The organism is Mycolicibacterium arabiense (genome assembly GCF_010731815.2).
Classification (GTDB): Bacteria; Actinomycetota; Actinomycetes; order Mycobacteriales; family Mycobacteriaceae; genus Mycobacterium; species Mycobacterium arabiense.
This window is the reverse complement of record NZ_AP022593.1, coordinates 4,766,308-4,781,395: the sequence shown is the minus strand read 5'-3', so window position 1 is coordinate 4,781,395 and position 15,088 is coordinate 4,766,308. Positions and strand designations below refer to the sequence as shown.

At 70.4% G+C, this 15,088-nt stretch carries 17 protein-coding genes and 1 riboswitch; of the genes, 10 read left to right on the top strand and 7 right to left on the bottom strand.

Features of this window, described 5'->3' with window-relative positions:
• The first annotated feature begins 8 nt into the window (after window positions 1-8).
• Window positions 9-509, top strand: a complete 501-nt coding sequence (locus G6N61_RS24660; RefSeq protein ID WP_235887290.1) for a DUF2771 domain-containing protein — start codon at window positions 9-11, stop codon at window positions 507-509.
• On the opposite strand, the gene G6N61_RS24655 is transcribed toward G6N61_RS24660, so the two are convergent.
• Window positions 510-1,514, bottom strand: a complete 1,005-nt coding sequence (locus tag G6N61_RS24655) for a glutathione S-transferase family protein (protein ID WP_163922415.1) — start codon at window positions 1,512-1,514, stop codon at window positions 510-512.
• 131 nt (window positions 1,515-1,645) lie between these two features.
• Between G6N61_RS24655 and G6N61_RS24650 the strand changes: the two genes are divergently transcribed.
• Window positions 1,646-2,524 carry a hypothetical protein gene (locus G6N61_RS24650; protein ID WP_163922413.1) on the top strand — a complete coding sequence of 293 codons (879 nt, stop codon included), beginning with the start codon at window positions 1,646-1,648 and terminating at the stop codon, window positions 2,522-2,524.
• Between the two features lie 33 nt (window positions 2,525-2,557).
• Here the strand turns inward: G6N61_RS24650 and G6N61_RS24645 are convergent, their stop codons facing one another.
• The gene (locus tag G6N61_RS24645) at window positions 2,558-2,977 is read right to left on the bottom strand and encodes a cold-shock protein (protein WP_163925086.1); all 420 of its coding nucleotides are present in this window, start codon (window positions 2,975-2,977) and stop codon (window positions 2,558-2,560) included.
• A 154-nt stretch (window positions 2,978-3,131) separates the two neighbouring features.
• Between G6N61_RS24645 and G6N61_RS24640 the strand changes: the two genes are divergently transcribed.
• The 4 genes from G6N61_RS24640 to G6N61_RS24625 all read left to right on the top strand — a co-directional run bounded on the left by G6N61_RS24640 (window position 3,132) and on the right by G6N61_RS24625 (window position 6,645).
• On the top strand, window positions 3,132-3,536 hold the full coding sequence (locus G6N61_RS24640) for a YccF domain-containing protein (protein WP_163922410.1): 405 nt from the start codon (window positions 3,132-3,134) through the stop codon (window positions 3,534-3,536).
• Entirely contained in the window at window positions 3,533-4,588 is a 1,056-nt protein-coding gene (moaA, locus tag G6N61_RS24635) for a GTP 3',8-cyclase MoaA (protein WP_179973519.1), read from the top strand. The genes G6N61_RS24640 and moaA overlap by 4 nt, the downstream gene beginning before the upstream one ends.
• A 1-nt stretch (window position 4,589) precedes the next feature.
• Window positions 4,590-4,874, top strand: coding sequence for a MoaD/ThiS family protein (locus tag G6N61_RS24630; RefSeq protein WP_163925084.1), 285 nt, complete (start codon window positions 4,590-4,592; stop codon window positions 4,872-4,874).
• 248 nt (window positions 4,875-5,122) lie between these two features.
• Window positions 5,123-5,292: riboswitch (cyclic di-AMP (ydaO/yuaA leader) on the top strand.
• A gap of 9 nt (window positions 5,293-5,301) precedes the next feature.
• Entirely contained in the window at window positions 5,302-6,645 is a 1,344-nt protein-coding gene (locus tag G6N61_RS24625) for a transglycosylase family protein (RefSeq protein WP_163922407.1), read from the top strand.
• A 5-nt stretch (window positions 6,646-6,650) separates the two neighbouring features.
• On the opposite strand, the gene G6N61_RS24620 is transcribed toward G6N61_RS24625, so the two are convergent.
• From G6N61_RS24620 to G6N61_RS24605, 4 genes are read right to left on the bottom strand one after another with little or no spacing between them, the layout of a single operon-like run.
• Window positions 6,651-7,076: a molybdenum cofactor biosynthesis protein MoaE gene (locus G6N61_RS24620; RefSeq protein ID WP_163922404.1), complete on the bottom strand. Its 426-nt coding sequence runs from the start codon at window positions 7,074-7,076 to the stop codon at window positions 6,651-6,653.
• Window positions 7,073-7,561: a MogA/MoaB family molybdenum cofactor biosynthesis protein gene (locus tag G6N61_RS24615; RefSeq protein ID WP_163922401.1), complete on the bottom strand. Its 489-nt coding sequence runs from the start codon at window positions 7,559-7,561 to the stop codon at window positions 7,073-7,075. Before G6N61_RS24615 ends, G6N61_RS24620 begins: the two co-directional genes overlap by 4 nt.
• Window positions 7,558-8,031, bottom strand: a complete 474-nt coding sequence (gene moaC, locus G6N61_RS24610) for a cyclic pyranopterin monophosphate synthase MoaC (RefSeq protein WP_163922398.1) — start codon at window positions 8,029-8,031, stop codon at window positions 7,558-7,560. Before moaC ends, G6N61_RS24615 begins: the two co-directional genes overlap by 4 nt.
• Before the next feature lie 2 nt (window positions 8,032-8,033).
• Window positions 8,034-8,219, bottom strand: a complete 186-nt coding sequence (locus G6N61_RS24605) for a hypothetical protein (RefSeq protein ID WP_179973518.1) — start codon at window positions 8,217-8,219, stop codon at window positions 8,034-8,036.
• Window positions 8,220-8,284: 65 nt separating this feature from the next.
• Between G6N61_RS24605 and G6N61_RS24600 the strand changes: the two genes are divergently transcribed.
• The 4 genes from G6N61_RS24600 (at window position 8,285) to G6N61_RS24585 (ending at window position 14,199) form a co-directional block, all read left to right on the top strand.
• On the top strand, window positions 8,285-10,531 hold the full coding sequence (locus tag G6N61_RS24600) for a helicase-associated domain-containing protein (RefSeq protein WP_163922395.1): 2,247 nt from the start codon (window positions 8,285-8,287) through the stop codon (window positions 10,529-10,531).
• A gap of 40 nt (window positions 10,532-10,571) precedes the next feature.
• The gene (locus tag G6N61_RS24595; protein ID WP_163922392.1) at window positions 10,572-12,221 is read left to right on the top strand and encodes a DNA repair helicase XPB; all 1,650 of its coding nucleotides are present in this window, start codon (window positions 10,572-10,574) and stop codon (window positions 12,219-12,221) included.
• A gap of 45 nt (window positions 12,222-12,266) precedes the next feature.
• Window positions 12,267-12,890: a hypothetical protein gene (locus G6N61_RS24590; protein ID WP_163922390.1), complete on the top strand. Its 624-nt coding sequence runs from the start codon at window positions 12,267-12,269 to the stop codon at window positions 12,888-12,890.
• Window positions 12,891-12,975: 85 nt separating this feature from the next.
• Window positions 12,976-14,199, top strand: a complete 1,224-nt coding sequence (locus G6N61_RS24585) for a YbfB/YjiJ family MFS transporter (protein WP_235887289.1) — start codon at window positions 12,976-12,978, stop codon at window positions 14,197-14,199.
• Here G6N61_RS24585 and G6N61_RS24580 read toward each other — a convergent pair.
• Window positions 14,108-15,025, bottom strand: a complete 918-nt coding sequence (locus G6N61_RS24580) for a LysR family transcriptional regulator (protein WP_163925081.1) — start codon at window positions 15,023-15,025, stop codon at window positions 14,108-14,110. The genes G6N61_RS24585 and G6N61_RS24580 overlap by 92 nt on opposite strands.
• Between the last annotated feature and the right edge of the window lie 63 nt (window positions 15,026-15,088).

Here is a 15,088-nt window from a genome sequence, read left to right as displayed (position 1 = left end):
AGGACCTCGTGAAGGTCACGGCACGCAACGTCATCATCTCCCTAGTCCTCGTCACCGTGGTGTCGGTGGCGCTGACCGCCGTCCTGGTCTGGCGGACGAGCCGCGACGTCGAGCCCCCACACCCCGAGATCAGCGCGTTCACCGCAGGCCAGCTGGTACGGGTCGGGCCCTACCGGTTCTGCGACGTCTACGAGATCACCAAGTGCGACGTGTCCGGCGCGAGCGGGGAGCTGCGGGTCACCACCCGCGACAAGATCCAGCTGTCCGTGCCGCCGCGGATCGCCGAGGCGCCGTGGGTGCTGCTGCGGTCCTTCGAGGACGGCGGCCCCGCTGCGGTCGAGGAGTTCCGGCCCGACACCGCGCTCGCGGCCACGATCCCGACGGTCGACCCTCGGCGCGGCAAGCTCACCGGGTTCGCGGTGATGCTGCCGACACTGGTGCGCGACGAGGACGGCAACGAGTTCCCGTGGCCGCACGCCGAGTGGTCGGTCAGCACCGTCTGGTCGTGACTACCCGGCGCCGTGTCCCTCGGGGACCCGCTCGCCCTCGGGCGTCTCACCGGGCGGTGTGCCGTCGCCGAAGGGCCTGCCGCCTAGTTCCTCCCGGCCGTGTGGGGTCAGCCAGTTCGTCAAGTCGGGCCCCTTCGGGACGACGCGGGTGGGATTGATGTCGGTGTGCACCATGTAGTAGTGCTGCTTGATCTGCACGAAGTCCGTGGTGTCGCCGAACCCCGGCGTCTGGAAGAGGTCGCGCGCGTAGGCCCACAGCACCGGCATCTCCGAGAGCTTGCTGCGATTGCACTTGAAGTGCCCGTGGTAGACGGGGTCGAAGCGCGCCAGCGTCGTGAACAGCCGGACGTCGGCCTCGGTGATGGTGTCGCCGACCAGGTACCGCTGGCCCTCCAGCCGCTCGGACACCCAGTCCAGGGCGGTGAACAGCCGGTCGTAGGCCTTGTCGTAGGCGTCCTGTGAGCCGGCGAAGCCGCAGCGGTACACACCGTTGTTGATCTCGGTGTAGATGCGCTGGGCGACCTCGTCGATCTCGTCGCGGTGCTTCTCGGGGTAGAGGTCCGGAGCGCCGTCGCGGTGGTACTGGGTCCACTCGGTGGAGAAGTCGAGCGTGATCTGCGGGAAGTCGTTGGTGACCACGGCGCCGGTCGGGACGTCGACGATCGCAGGCACGGTGATGCCCTTCGGATACTCCGGATCCCGCTTGAAGTAGGCGTCCTGCAGGCGCGGGATCTTCAGCACCGGATCCACGCCGCCTGGGTCGAGGTCGAACGTCCAGCTGCGCTCGTCGTGCGTGGGACCGCAGAAGCCAATGGAGAGAACGTCTTCCAAGCCCAGCAGCCTGCGCACGATGATCGACCGGTTCGCCCAGGGGCACGCCCGCGCGACGACCAACCGGTACCGGCCCGGCTCGACGGGATACCCGTCACGGCCGTCGGCGGTGATCCTGGTGGTGATGTAGTCGGTGTCGCGGTCGAAGTCACCCTTGGGGTTCACGTAACTCACGACGCCAGTCTTCCCGTTTCGGTCGCGCGCCGAACGTCGACTTCTCGTGGAAGATCCCTGGTCGGGTCAACGGAAAGTCGACGTTCGCGGGACGTGGAACCGATGGGGCAGGTCGACGAGTCCAAACTGTCATGACCTCGTTGCGGTGGCCGTTCGTCGGCACCGAGGCCGTCGTCGCGGGCTCGGTGACGAATCACCAGCTCCGCACCACCTACGTCGCCGTGCATCGCAACGTCTACGTTCCACGTGGCGCCGAGTTGGACGCCGTCGACAAGGCCGTTGCGGCATGGCTGTGGTCGCGACGCCGGGCCGTCATCGTGGGAACCTCCGCAGCCGCTCTACATGGCACTCGATGGATCGAAGCCAACCTGCCCGCCGAACTGAATCGACCTGGCCGCGACAAGGTGAGCGGGATAGTTCTGCACAGCGACGTCCTCGACGACGACGAGATCTGCCGCGTCGGAGGGATGCCCGTCACGACGCCCGCACGCACCGCCTTCGACGTCGGCCGGGCGCCCGGCCTCGAGACCGCAGTCATCAGGCTCGACGCACTGCGTCGCGCGACCGGGCTGAGCGTCGAGGCCGTCGGGGCCATCGCCGAACGACATCGCGGGGCGCGGGGCATCGTCCAGTTGCGCCGCGCCCTTGCACTGAGCGACGCCGGGGCCGAGTCACCGCAGGAGACGCGCACCCGACTGCTGCTGGTGAATGCGGGGCTCCCGCGGCCCTCGACGCAGATCGAGGTGCGCGACCCGGCCGGACGCTTCGTCGCGCGCCTCGACATGGGCTGGCCCGCGGCGGAAGTGGCCGTGGAGTTCGACGGCGCTCACCACTGGACCGACCCACGACAACGAAGCAGGGACATCGATCGCATCGCCGAACTCGCCGACCTGAACTGGATCATCGTCAGGGTGAGCGGCGACATGCTGCGGCACCGACCGGCCGTCATCCTGCAGCGGGTACTGGCCGCCCTACGCGAACGTGGAGTTTTCGTCGTCCAAAGTGCCTGAACGCAACGGAAAGTCGACGTTCGCAGGATGGACTCAGGCGTCGAGTTCCTGCGCGACCGCCTTGACGACCTCGGACACCCGGCGGGCGATCTTGCGATCGGGGTAGCGACCCTTGCGCAGCTCGGGCTGCACCGCACCCTCGAGCAGCGTGATCATGTCCTCGACCATGCCGTGCAGCTCGTCGGGAGTGTGCTTGTGCTCGGGGCGCTCGGGACGACCGGCCTCGCGACGGGTCTTGGCGAGGCTGGGCGGCGGCTCGATGACCTTCAGACTCAGTGCCTGCGGACCGCGACGACCGGCGGCGATGCCGAACTCGACCTTCTGGCCGGCCTTGAGTTCCGCGACACCCGAGGGCAGGGCCGACGAGCCGACGTACACGTCCTCGCCGTCCTCCTGGGACACGAACCCGAAGCCCTTCTCGGCGCTGTACCACTTCACCTTGCCGGTAGGCACTCGTCTCACCCGCTCGTCATATCGCTGGACATCGAACACATAATTGAAGCGTCCCGCCTGCGCAGGACGCCACTGGCACCGATCCTACTCGGACACCGCCCCGACCAGCGAACCCTTTGGCCGGTAGCCTGGGAACCACCGCTGGAGGAGACAAATGCGCCTGATCCTGAATGTCATCTGGTTGATCTTCGGCGGGCTGTGGCTCGCCCTGGGTTACTTCCTCGCGGGGATCATCTGCTTCATCCTCATCGTGACCATCCCGTTCGGGTTCGCGGCGTTCCGGATCGGCGTGTATGCGCTGTGGCCGTTCGGGTACACCGTGGTCGACAAGCCCGGCGCCAGGCCCGGCGCGATGATCGGCAACGTCATCTGGATCGTCGTCGCCGGAATCTGGCTAGCCATCGGACACGTGCTGACCGCCATCGCGATGGCGATCACGATCATTGGAATCCCCTTGGCGATCGCCAACCTGAAACTCATCCCCGTCTCGCTGCTGCCGCTGGGCAAGGAGATCGTCCCGGCCAACGGCCCCCAGGACCGGTTCGGGGTGCGGCAGTGACGGTCACCGCGCTGGGCCTGCCGATGCCGCGCGCCGCGGTGCCCGGGGGCATGCCGAGCGAGGGTCCCCTGCTCGACACCCATGGTCGCGCCGCCACCGACCTCCGCGTCTCGCTGACCGACCGGTGCAATCTGCGCTGTACGTACTGCATGCCCGCAGAGGGTCTGAACTGGTTGCCGGGTGAGGACCTGCTGAGCACCGCAGAACTGACTCGGCTGCTCGAGATCGCCATCACCCGCCTCGGCATCACCAACGTCCGGTTCACCGGAGGCGAGCCGCTGCTGTCGAAGCATCTCGAGGACGTGATCGCCGCCGCGGCAGCGCTCACGCCTCGACCCGAGATCGCACTGACCACCAACGGCGTCTCGCTCGCCCGCCGGGCCAAGCGGCTGAAGGACGCCGGGCTCAACCGGGTCAACGTCTCCCTCGACACCGTGGATCCGAACCGCTTCGCGCACATCACGCGTCGCGACCGTCTCTCCGACGTCCTCGATGGCCTTGCCGCCGCTGCGGAGGTCGGACTGACCCCGGTGAAGGTGAACGCCGTCCTCGACGCGGCGACGGGCCTCGACGACGCCGTGGAGCTGCTGCGCTTTTGCCTCGGCCACGACTACCAACTGCGCATCATCGAGCAGATGCCGCTCGACGCCGACCAACACTGGCGGCGCGAGGAGACGCTGAGCGCCGAGCAGATCCTGGCTGCGTTGCGCCGCCACTTCGATCTGCAGCCGGACTCGGCGCCCCGTGGCTCGGCCCCTGCGCAGCTGTGGCGGGTCGACGGCGGACCGGCCACCGTGGGCGTCATCGCATCGGTGTCCGAGGCCTTCTGTGCCGCGTGCGACCGCACGCGGCTCACCGCCGACGGGCAGGTGCGCAGCTGTCTGTTCTCGGCCGACGAGACCGACCTGCGGATGCTGCTGCGCTCGGGCGCCGACGACGACGCGATCGAGGCGGCGTGGCGCGGCGCGATGTGGGCCAAGCCGGCGGGTCATGGCATCAACGACCCCGACTTCATCCAGCCCGCCCGGCCGATGAGCGCCATCGGTGGCTGACGTGACCCCCTCCGACGGGGTCGAGGGCGTTGCGCCGGTCCGGGTGACCGTTCGCTACTTCGCTGCCGCACGCGCGGCGGCAGGCACCGAGGACGAAACCGTCGAGATCGCAGCGGGAACGACGATCGACGGTCTTCTCGCCAGGCTGCGGGAGCGCGGCACCGACCTCACCCGGGTGTTGGAGAGATGTTCGTTTCTCTGCGACGGCGTGGCGGTTCGGGATCGATCGGTTCGGTTGAGAACAAACCAGATCGTCGACGTGTTACCGCCCTTCGCCGGCGGATGACGGTGATTTACATCACATCACGGAATGGTCACGAACTGGCGGGGCGGCCCCGATACCCGCTGACACTCCTGCGGAAACACCGAATCCGCCTGCGGCTTTAAGGTCCTCATAATATTTGCTGGGGGCGGAAACGCCGAGGTCGGCGCGAAGTGACGGGACCGAAGCCAGCCGTTACGGTCATGACCCAAGCCACACGACCCAAATCACGTGGCCCGCTGTGCCCGATAGCGCCGAGCTCCATCCGTTGGGCACAGCCGATACCGACCACCTGGATGGAGGCGGGGGACCCACCGGTCCACCGAAAGGACCTGGGGCTGCAACTGCAGCTCCTTGGGGTGAAGCCGACATACGTGCCGGCCGGGCAACCTCTCCAGCCCGAACCCGACAGCTGACCTCGCGGGCGCCTACGAGAGGAATTTCTGCACCTATGACTGGACGCCACCGCAAGGCTGCCCCAATCACGTCCGCTGCAAACGTCGCCAAGATCGCCTTCACCGGCGCGGTCCTGGGTGGCGGCAGCATGGTCCTCGCCAGCCAGGCCGGCGCTGCGACTGACGGCGAATGGGACCGGGTCGCTTCGTGCGAGTCCGGCGGCAACTGGGCCATCAACACCGGCAACGGTTACCACGGCGGTCTGCAGTTCTCGCCCAGCACGTGGTCCGGCCACGGTGGCGGTGAGTACGCCCCGACGGCCTACATGGCCACCAAGGAAGAACAGATCGCGGTCGCCGAGCGCGTCCTGGCCAGCCAGGGCAAGGGCGCATGGCCGACGTGCGGTCGCGGCCTGTCCGCCTCGACGCCGCGCAACGTGGTCGCCGACGCACCGGCACCTCTCGACAACCCCGGGCTGAATGGCGAGCTTCCTCCTCCGCCACCGTTCGAGCTGTTCGCGGCTCCCGCGCCGCCCCCGCCGCCGCCGGCTCCCGAGCTGCTGCCGCCGCCCCCGCCGCCCTTCGAGGCCATCGGCCCGCTGAACATGCCGGCGCCTCCTCCGCCGCCGGCCCCCGAGCTGCCACCGCCGCCGCCCGAGGCCGCTGCCGTTCCGCTCGATGCGCCGCTGCCCGTGGACGCCGCCCAGACGATCGGTGCGCCCATGCCGGTCGACGCGCCGCTGCCACCTCCGCCTGCTGACCTTCCGCTGCCTCCCCCGGTCGACGCACCCCTGCCTCCGCCGCCCGCACCCGAGCTGCCTCCCCCGCCGCCCGCACCGCCGATCGTCGAGGCCGCCAACTGGGACGTCGCGCCCGGTGGTCCGGCTCCCGCCGACCAGCCGCAGGTGTGGTCGCTCGGCCGGGCGGACGTTCCGCTCGAGCCGGTGCTGCCGGCTCCGCCCGCCCCGGCGCCTGCCCCCGGTCCGTTGGCACTGGGTGCCGAGGCTCCCCTGCCCGCACCGGCGCCCGCCCCCGACGCGGCAGTTCAGCCGGTCAGCGGCGAGGTCCCCGCGCCGCCCGCCGAGGGCGTCCCGCACCTCGCCAGCCCGGAAGCCCTTCCGCCCGGCTCGACCCTCGACCCGGCAGCGCAGGGGAACGAGAGCCCGAACGCGAGCTACATCAAGGATCTGTGGCAGGCCGTGCAGAGCCAGGAGATCAGCGGCAAGGAAGCCCTGATCATGGGTCTCGCGCAGCGCGGCATGAACACCCCGTACCCGCAGCAGGCCGCAGGGCCCAACGTTCCGGTCACGCCCGGCGATGCACCGGCACCGGCACCCGCACCGGACGCTCCCGTGCCCGCGCCGGTCGGTGGCCCGCTGCTGCCGCCGCCCGCGGCGTAAGTCAGTCAGGCCGAGCCGACCCACTCCTCGGAGCCGTCGGCGAAGAACTGGTGCTTCCACACCGGTAGCCGCGCCTTCACGGTGTCGACGAGCGACGCGCACGTCTCGAACGCAGCCCTTCGGTGGTCGGCCGCCACGGCGGCCACCAGGGCGGCGTCGCCGATGTGCAAGGTCCCGATGCGGTGGCTCACCGCGATGGCGCGCACGCCGTCAGCGGTGCGTGCGACGTCCTCGGCGACCTCGGTGAGCACGTCCAGAGCAGTCGGGTGCGCGGAGTACTCGAGCCGCGTCACGCCCCGGCCGCCGTCGTGATCGCGTACGACGCCGGAGAAGCCGACCACCGCACCTGCTGCCTGGTGAGCGACGAGCGCCTCGTGCTCGGTCAGGTCGATCAATTCCTCGGTGAGTGCGATGCGCACGATCGACGTCATCGTTGATGGTCTCCGCCCCGTAGTTGATCCAGCGCATGGTCGAGCACACCGTCCAGGACGCCAAGGCCGTCCCTCACGCCGCCCGTCGAGCCGGGCAGGTTGACGATCAGCACGCCGTCCCGGACGCCGCAGACGCCGCGGGAGAGCACCGAGGTGGGCACGTGCGGTAGTCCGGACCGCCGGATCGCGTCCGCGAGGCCGGGAATCTCGTAGTCGACGATTGCCGCCGTTGCGTCCGCGGTGCCGTCGGTCGGCGAGATGCCGGTGCCGCCGGAGGTGAGGATCACGTCGACGCGCTCCCCGACGGCGGCGAGCAGCGCGCGGCTGACGTCGGTGCCGTCGGGCACCACGACCGGTTCGGGCGCGTCGAACCCGCGGGCGGTCAGCCATTCGACGACGACGGGTCCGCTGCGGTCGGAGTAGACCCCGGCCGCCGCCCGGGTCGAGGCGACGATGACTCGTGCGGTCCTGCGAGCGCTCGTCACGTCCGCTCCCACGTCCCCGTCTTGCCGCCGTCCTTGCGCACCACGGCGATGCCGTCGATGGTGGCCGCGGGGTCGACGGCCTTGAGCATGTCGTAGAGCGTCAGGGCGGCCACGCTGACGGCCGTGAGCGCCTCCATCTCGACGCCGGTGCGGTCGGTGGTGCGCACGGTCGCCGTGATGTCGACAGCCGTTGTACCGATGGCGAATTCGACGTCCACGCCGGTGAGCGCCAATTGATGGCACAGCGGGATGAGGTCGCTGGTCCGCTTGGCCGCGAGGATGCCTGCGACGCGCGCGGTCGCCAGCGCATCGCCCTTGGGCAGTCCCTTGGACGCGATGAGGTCCACGACGTCGGGACGCGTCCGGAGCGTGCCCGTCGCGACCGCGGTGCGCTTGGTGGCGTCCTTCGCCGTGACGTCGACCATGTGTGCCGCGCCCTCGTCGTCGAGGTGCGACAACCGATCGGTCACGGCTACTTGTTTACGACGGTGACCGGGTGCGTGTACGGCAGTTCCGTGGCCGGCAGCGGGAACGTCACGTCGCCGAACGGGGACAGTGCGCCCGTGCGGTCTGCCGCGAGTTCGCTGACCGCATGGTCACCGTCCTCGGTGACGGGCCAGCCATTGTCGACGTAGTGGTTCTTCTTCTTCTCAGCCACGCTGACATTGTGGCAGGCCAAGCGTTGACTGGCGAGACCGGTCACCTGGCTTACGCTGGGTGTCGATGACCGAACCCAACCCCGCCATGCCGCTGGGCGCCTGGTTGGCCGGCCTGCCCGACGAGCAGCTGATCCGGCTGCTCCAGTTGCGACCCGACCTCACGCAACCGCCGCCCGGCTCCATCGCGGCTCTTGCGGCCAGGGCGCAGTCCCGTCAGTCGGTGAAGGCTGCCACCGACGACCTGGACTACCTGCGGCTTTCCGTGCTCGACGGCCTGTTGCTGCTGCACGCCGACGCCTCCGCGGTGCCGGTGGCCAAGCTGCTGTCGCTGTTCGGCGACGACGAGCGGGTGAGTGCCGCGGTCGACGATCTGCGGGATCGGGCGCTGATCTGGGGCGACACCAGCCTGCGCGTGACGGCCGAGGCGGCGTCCGGTCTGCCCTGGTACCCGGGTCAGGTGACGGCCGAGACCGCCGCACCCGACCCTGCTGCAATCGCGGAACGCCTCGCCGGTCTGGACACCCCTGCCCGCGAACTGCTCGAGCGCCTCGTCGAGGGCTCCCCCGTGGGGCGGACGCGGGACGCCGCTCCGGGCACGCCGCCCGACCGCCCCGTGCAGCGCCTGCTGGCCGCGGGGCTGTTGCGGCAACTCGACGACGACACCGTCATCCTGCCGCGCACCGTCGGGCAGATCATGCGCGGTCAGCAGCCCGGCCCCACCGGCCTGGCGCCGCCCGACCCGACGGTCGCCAAGCTGAAGGTGGGCGACGTCGACGCCGCGGCCGCAGGTGCCGCGATCGACGTGCTGCGCGAGGTCGAGGTGATCCTCGAGACGCTCTCGGCTGCGCCGGTCGTCGAACTGCGCAACGGCGGCCTCGGCGTGCGCGAGGTGAAACGGCTCACCAAGGCCACGGGCATCGACGACCACCGGCTCGGCCTCATCCTCGAGGTGGCCGCCGCCGCCGGCCTGATCGCCTCGGGCATTCCGGACCCCGAACCCCAGGACGGCTCGGGCCCGTTCTGGGCGCCGACCGTGGCGGCCGACCGGTTCGTCGAGTCGCCGGCCGCGACGCGGTGGTACGCGCTGGCGTCGGCGTGGCTCGACCTCGCGGCCCGGCCCAGCCTCATCGGCGAACGCGGGCCTGACGGCAAACCCTATGCGGCGCTGTCGGATTCGCTCTACTCGACCGCGGCGCCGCTGGACCGCAGGCTGCTCCTGCAGGCCATCGCCGACCTGCCGTCGGGCTCTGCGGTGGACGCGAACTCCGTCGCCGCGGCCATGGCGTGGCGCAGGCCGCGGTGGTCGACGCGCCTGCAGCCGGTCCCCGTCGGGGCGCTGCTGACCGAAGCGCACACGCTGGGCATGGTCGGCCGCGGTGCGATCGCGACGCCGATCCGTCGCCTGCTCGACGGCGCGGAGGAAGCCGCCGTCGTCGCATCGATGGAGAAGGTGCTGCCTGCGCCCATCGACTACTTCCTGCTGCAGGGCGACCTCACGGTGATCGTGCCGGGTCCGCTGGAGCGCGAACTCGCCGAGCGGCTCGCCGCGGTGGCGACCATCGAGTCGGCGGGCGCGGCGACGGTCTATCGGATCAGCGAGGCCACGATCCGGCGGGCGCTGGACACCGGCTGCACGGCGAGTGAGTTGCACACGCTGTTCGAGCGTCATTCCAAGACCCCGGTCCCCCAGGGGCTGACCTACCTCGTCGACGACGTGGCGCGGCGGCACGGGCAGCTCCGGGTCGGCATGGCGTCGTCGTTCATCCGTTGCGAGGACCCGGCGCTGCTGGCCCAGGCCATCGCCGCGCCTGCGCTGGCCAACGTCGAGATGCGCAGCCTGGCGCCGACCGTCGCGATCTCGGCGGCGCCCATCGCCGACGTGCTGGCGGCGTTGCGCGCAGGCGGCTTCGCGCCGGCGGCCGAGGACTGGTCCGGCGCCATCGTCGACATCAGCGCCCGCGGGGCCAGGGTTCCCGCGCCCGTGCGCAGGCGCGGCTACCGGCCGATGTCCACACCCAACGCGCAGACCCTCGGCGCGATCGTCGCGGTGCTGCGCAAGATGGGCGGCGCGCACGCCTCGGGATCGCGACTCGACCCCGCCGAGGCGATGGCGCAGCTGCAGTCCGCGGCGCATCAGCAGACCTCGGTCGTGATCGGTTACGTCGACCCCGCGGGAGTCGCGACCCAGCGCGTGGTCTCGCCGATCAACGTCCGCGGGGGGCAGTTGACCGCCTACGACCCGGCTGCCGGCCGGGTCCGGGAGTTCGCGATTCACCGCGTGACGTCCGTGGTGTCGGCGGACACGGGATAATGGGTCAGATGACCTCCCACAACTGCAGCGGGGATCGCTCGTGACCGACGGCCCCTTGATCGTGCAGTCCGACAAGACACTGCTGCTCGAGATCGACCACGAGCTGGCGGGCGCCGCCCGCTCGGCCATCGCGCCGTTCGCCGAGCTGGAGCGTGCCCCCGAGCACGTGCACACCTACCGCATCACGCCGCTGGCGCTGTGGAACGCCCGCGCCGCGGGCCACGACGCCGAGCAGGTGGTCGACGCGCTGGTGTCCTTCTCGCGCTACGCCGTGCCGCAGCCGCTGCTCGTCGACATCGTCGACACCATGGCCCGGTACGGGCGCCTGCAGCTGGTGAAGAGCCCCGTGCACGGCTTGATGCTGGTCAGCACCGACCGCGCGGTGCTCGAAGAGGTGCTGCGCAACAAGAAGATCGCCCCGATGCTGGGCGCCCGCCTCGATGACGACACCGTGATCGTGCACCCCAGTGAGCGCGGCCGAGTGAAGCAGATGCTGCTCAAGATCGGCTGGCCGGCGGAGGATCTCGCCGGGTACGTCAACGGCGAGGCCCACACGATCGACCTGGACCAGACCGGCTGGGAGCTGCGCGACTACCAGGAGATGGCCGTCGAATCGTTCTGGGCCGGCGGCTCGGGCGTGGTGGTCCTCCCCTGTGGCGCGGGCAAGACGCTGGTCGGCGCCGCGGCGATGGCCAAGGCGGGCGCCACCACGCTGATCCTTGTGACCAACACCGTCGCGGGACGGCAGTGGAAGCGCGAACTGATCGCGCGCACGTCACTGACCGAGGAGGAGATCGGCGAGTACTCCGGTGAACGCAAGGAGGTCCGGCCGGTCACCATCGCGACCTACCAGGTGATCACACGGCGCACCAAGGGCGAGTACAAGCACCTCGAGCTGTTCGACAGCCGCGACTGGGGCCTGATCATCTACGACGAGGTGCACCTGCTGCCCGCGCCCGTGTTCCGGATGACTGCCGACCTCCAGTCGCGACGCCGGCTGGGGCTGACCGCGACGTTGATCCGCGAGGACGGCCGCGAGGGCGACGTGTTCAGCCTGATCGGCCCCAAGCGGTACGACGCGCCGTGGAAGGACATCGAGGCCCAGGGCTGGATCGCGCCTGCCGAGTGCATCGAGGTGCGCGTCACGATGACCGACAACGAGCGCATGCTCTACGCCACCGCCGAGCCGGAGGAACGCTACAAGCTGTGTTCGACGGCGCGGACCAAGATCCCGGTGGTCAAGTCGATCCTCGAACGTCATCCCAACGAGCCGACGCTGGTCATCGGGGCCTACCTCGACCAGCTCGACGAGTTGGGTGAGGAGCTGAACGCACCCGTGATCCAGGGTTCGACGAAGAACGCCGAACGCGAGATCCTGTTCGACCAGTTCCGGCGCGGCGACATCCAGACCCTGGTGGTCAGCAAGGTCGCCAACTTCTCGATCGACCTGCCCGAGGCCAGCGTCGCGGTCCAGGTGTCCGGCACGTTCGGATCCCGGCAGGAGGAGGCGCAGCGCCTGGGCAGGCTGTTGCGCCCCAAGGCCGACGGCGGCGGTGCGGTGTTCTACTCGGTCGTGTCCCGCGACAGCCTCGACGCCGAGTACGCCGCACACCGCCAACGCTTCCTCGCCGAGCAGGGCTACGGGTACGTGATCAAGGACGCCGACGACCTGCTGGGACCGGCGATCTGATCGTGACGGCGCGGTAGGAGCGCGGAGGCGCTAGCCTCCTTGTTCATGACCGCACGTCGGCGCGACCGCGCCACCTCACCCGTGCAGGCCGCCAAGATCGTGGTGGCCGGCGCGGCGATAGGCCTGGGCGCGTTCGCGCTGGGCCTGGCCGGACCCGCTGGTGCCGAGCCCCTCGTTCCCACACCGGTGCCGGGTGAGCCTGCCCCGCCGCCACCGCCGGGGCAGCCCGTGCCGGTCCCGCCCGGCGAACTGGTGGTCGCGGCTCCCGCGCCGCCGCCCATGGGTGAGCCGATGGTTCCCGAGATCACCGACCCCAAGTACGGGTCGGGATCCAGCTCGGGTCCGCTGGGCTTCCTCAAGGACGCGTGGAACCAGGCGAAGAACCCGTACGGCGACGCGATGCCGGTGCAGTCTGCACCTCCGCCCGGCGCAGGACCCGCACCTCAGTTGCCGCCCGGGTACGTGTCGACGAACGCGCCGGGGTCCAACGGGCCTCCTGCGATGGGCGACTACTCCGGGGGACCTCCGCTTCCCGAGGGGTACCACTCCCTGAACGGTCCGCCGCCGCCCGGGTACTTCGACGGGCCGCCACCACCGCCGCCCCCGGACCCGAATGCGTACGTGCCGGTGGTCTCACCCCCGCCGCCACCGCTGCTGCCTCCTCGCTAGCTCGAACGGCGCTGTGAGGTAAGGCCTCACAGCTGCGAGCAAATGGGTCGTGGCCATGCCGCGGCGCTCTGCCCACGATGGCAGGATGACCTGGCAGCACCCCCACGTTCACATCGCCCGCGGCGCGGCCGGCTTGGCCGCCGCCATGGGGATCGGTCGTTTCGTCTACACGCCGATCCTTCCGCTGATGACCGCCCAGAGCGGGCTCAGTCCCGCGGCCGCTGGCGGTCTTGCGACGGCCAACTACGTCGGCTACCTCGCGGGCGCGATGGCAGGTGCCGTCGCGCCGAGACTGGTCCGTACGCGTTTCACCTGGCGTGCGGCGCTGGTCCTCGTGGTCGCCAGCCTGGCCGCGATGCCGTTGTGCGACGGCGTCATCGGATGGCTCGTCGTCCGCACGGTCGCAGGGTTCGCGAGCGCCCTGCTGTTCGTGATCGCCGTCGACTGGATGCTCGACCATGCCAGAGGCCGGTCCGCGCAGCTTCCGGGCTGGGGCTTCGGCGGGGTGGGCGTCGGGATAGCGCTGTCGGGCGCCCTGGTCCTGCTGCTGCCGACGGCCGGATGGCGCACCGCGTGGTGGTCGTCGGCTGCGCTGGCGGCCCTGATCGCGGCCGTGGCATGGCACATGCGCGGCGCGGCCGAAGGCACCGGTCCAGTGGCGGATTCCGTTGTGGCGACCGCTAATTCACGGCGCTGGTTCATCGTGCTGTTCGCTTGCTACACCCTCGAAGGAGTCGGGTACATCATCGCGGGGACGTTCCTGGTCGCCGCCATCGGCCAGAGTTCTCCGGGCTGGCTCGGCAACAGCGCATGGATCGTCGTCGGGGTGGCAGCCGCACCGTCGGCAGCGCTGTGGGCGGCGGCCAGCAGACGCTGGTCACACCCGACCCTGCTCGTCGCGGCGTTGGCGCTGCAGGCCGTGGGCATCGCGTTGCCCGCCGTGGCCGGAGGCCCCGTGGCTGCGTTGATCGGCGCGGTGTTGTTCGGCGGCACCTTCATCGGCGTGAGTACCGTTGCTCTGGCGGCGGGGCGCCTGCTGGCGTTTCCCCGGGCGGTGGCAGTGCTCACGACGGGCTATTCCGTCGGCCAGATCGTCGGCCCGTTGCTCGTCAGTCCGCTTCTGCACCAGGGTTTTCGGCTGGCACTCATCACCTCGTCGGCCGTGGTGAGCCTCGCCGCGGTCGCCGCGATCGGACTGCGGGTCGGCTCGTCGGAACTCAGTCGCGGCGGTGCGGATCGCCTGGCGGCAGCCACGTCTGCGGGTCGTCAAGGGCCGACCGGTCCGCCCCCGCGCAGAACGCCTCGATGAGAGCCAGCACCGCGGGGTTGACCTCCGCCCGCCGCCACACCAGCGACCAGGTCCATACCGGAGCCGGACCGATCACCGGGCGCCGCACCAGATCCGGCGGTGTCGCATCGTTCTGGCCGCGGGGGTTGTTCAGCAACGGCCGGCGGAAGCGACGGACGTGGTCGAAGAACGTGGAGCCGGTGACGCCGCCGTCGTCCACCCGGATCAGCCGGGCGTCGTTGTCCCGCGCGAACTGTTCGGCGTACCGGTTCCACGACGACCAGCTGGCTTCGTCGGCGTCGGCGAGGACGCTGGTGTCCCGCGCGGCGACGGGAGTTGCATCCCTGCCGACGTCGAGGGCGTAGAGCCGGTCGGTGCCCACCAGGCGGGCGTTGAGGGACAGCGCGTCGAGGTCAGCGTTCTGCACCCAGCAGATGGCCAGATCCAGGCTGCCCTCGGCGACGCGGGCGGCCTGCGCATGCGACGGCATCACCCACGTGTCGATCCGGACCTGGGCAACGCCGGCCGCCCGTTCCGCCCAATCCGTCGGGCACCACTGCACGTAGCCGATTCGCACGGGCTCGGTCGACGACATCCCCTGCGCCTGTCTGCGTAGGTCGTCTGCATCGGTGACGAGGGCGCGGGCGCGGGGAAGCAACGCCGAGCCTGCTGCGGTGAGGGCCACGGAGCGACGGTCCCGATCGAATAGCTGGACCTTGAGATCCCGCTCCAAGGCCTTGATCTGCTGCGAAAGGGACGGCCCCGCGATGCGCAGCCGCTCCGCGGCCCGGCCGAAGTTCAGCTCCTCGGCGACCGTGACGAAATAGCGCAGCTGGCGCAGCTCCACGCCGGTCAGCGTAGTCCAGTGGTAGGCGTTGCCTATCAGCAGCGAGCATTCCGGTCCTGTCGC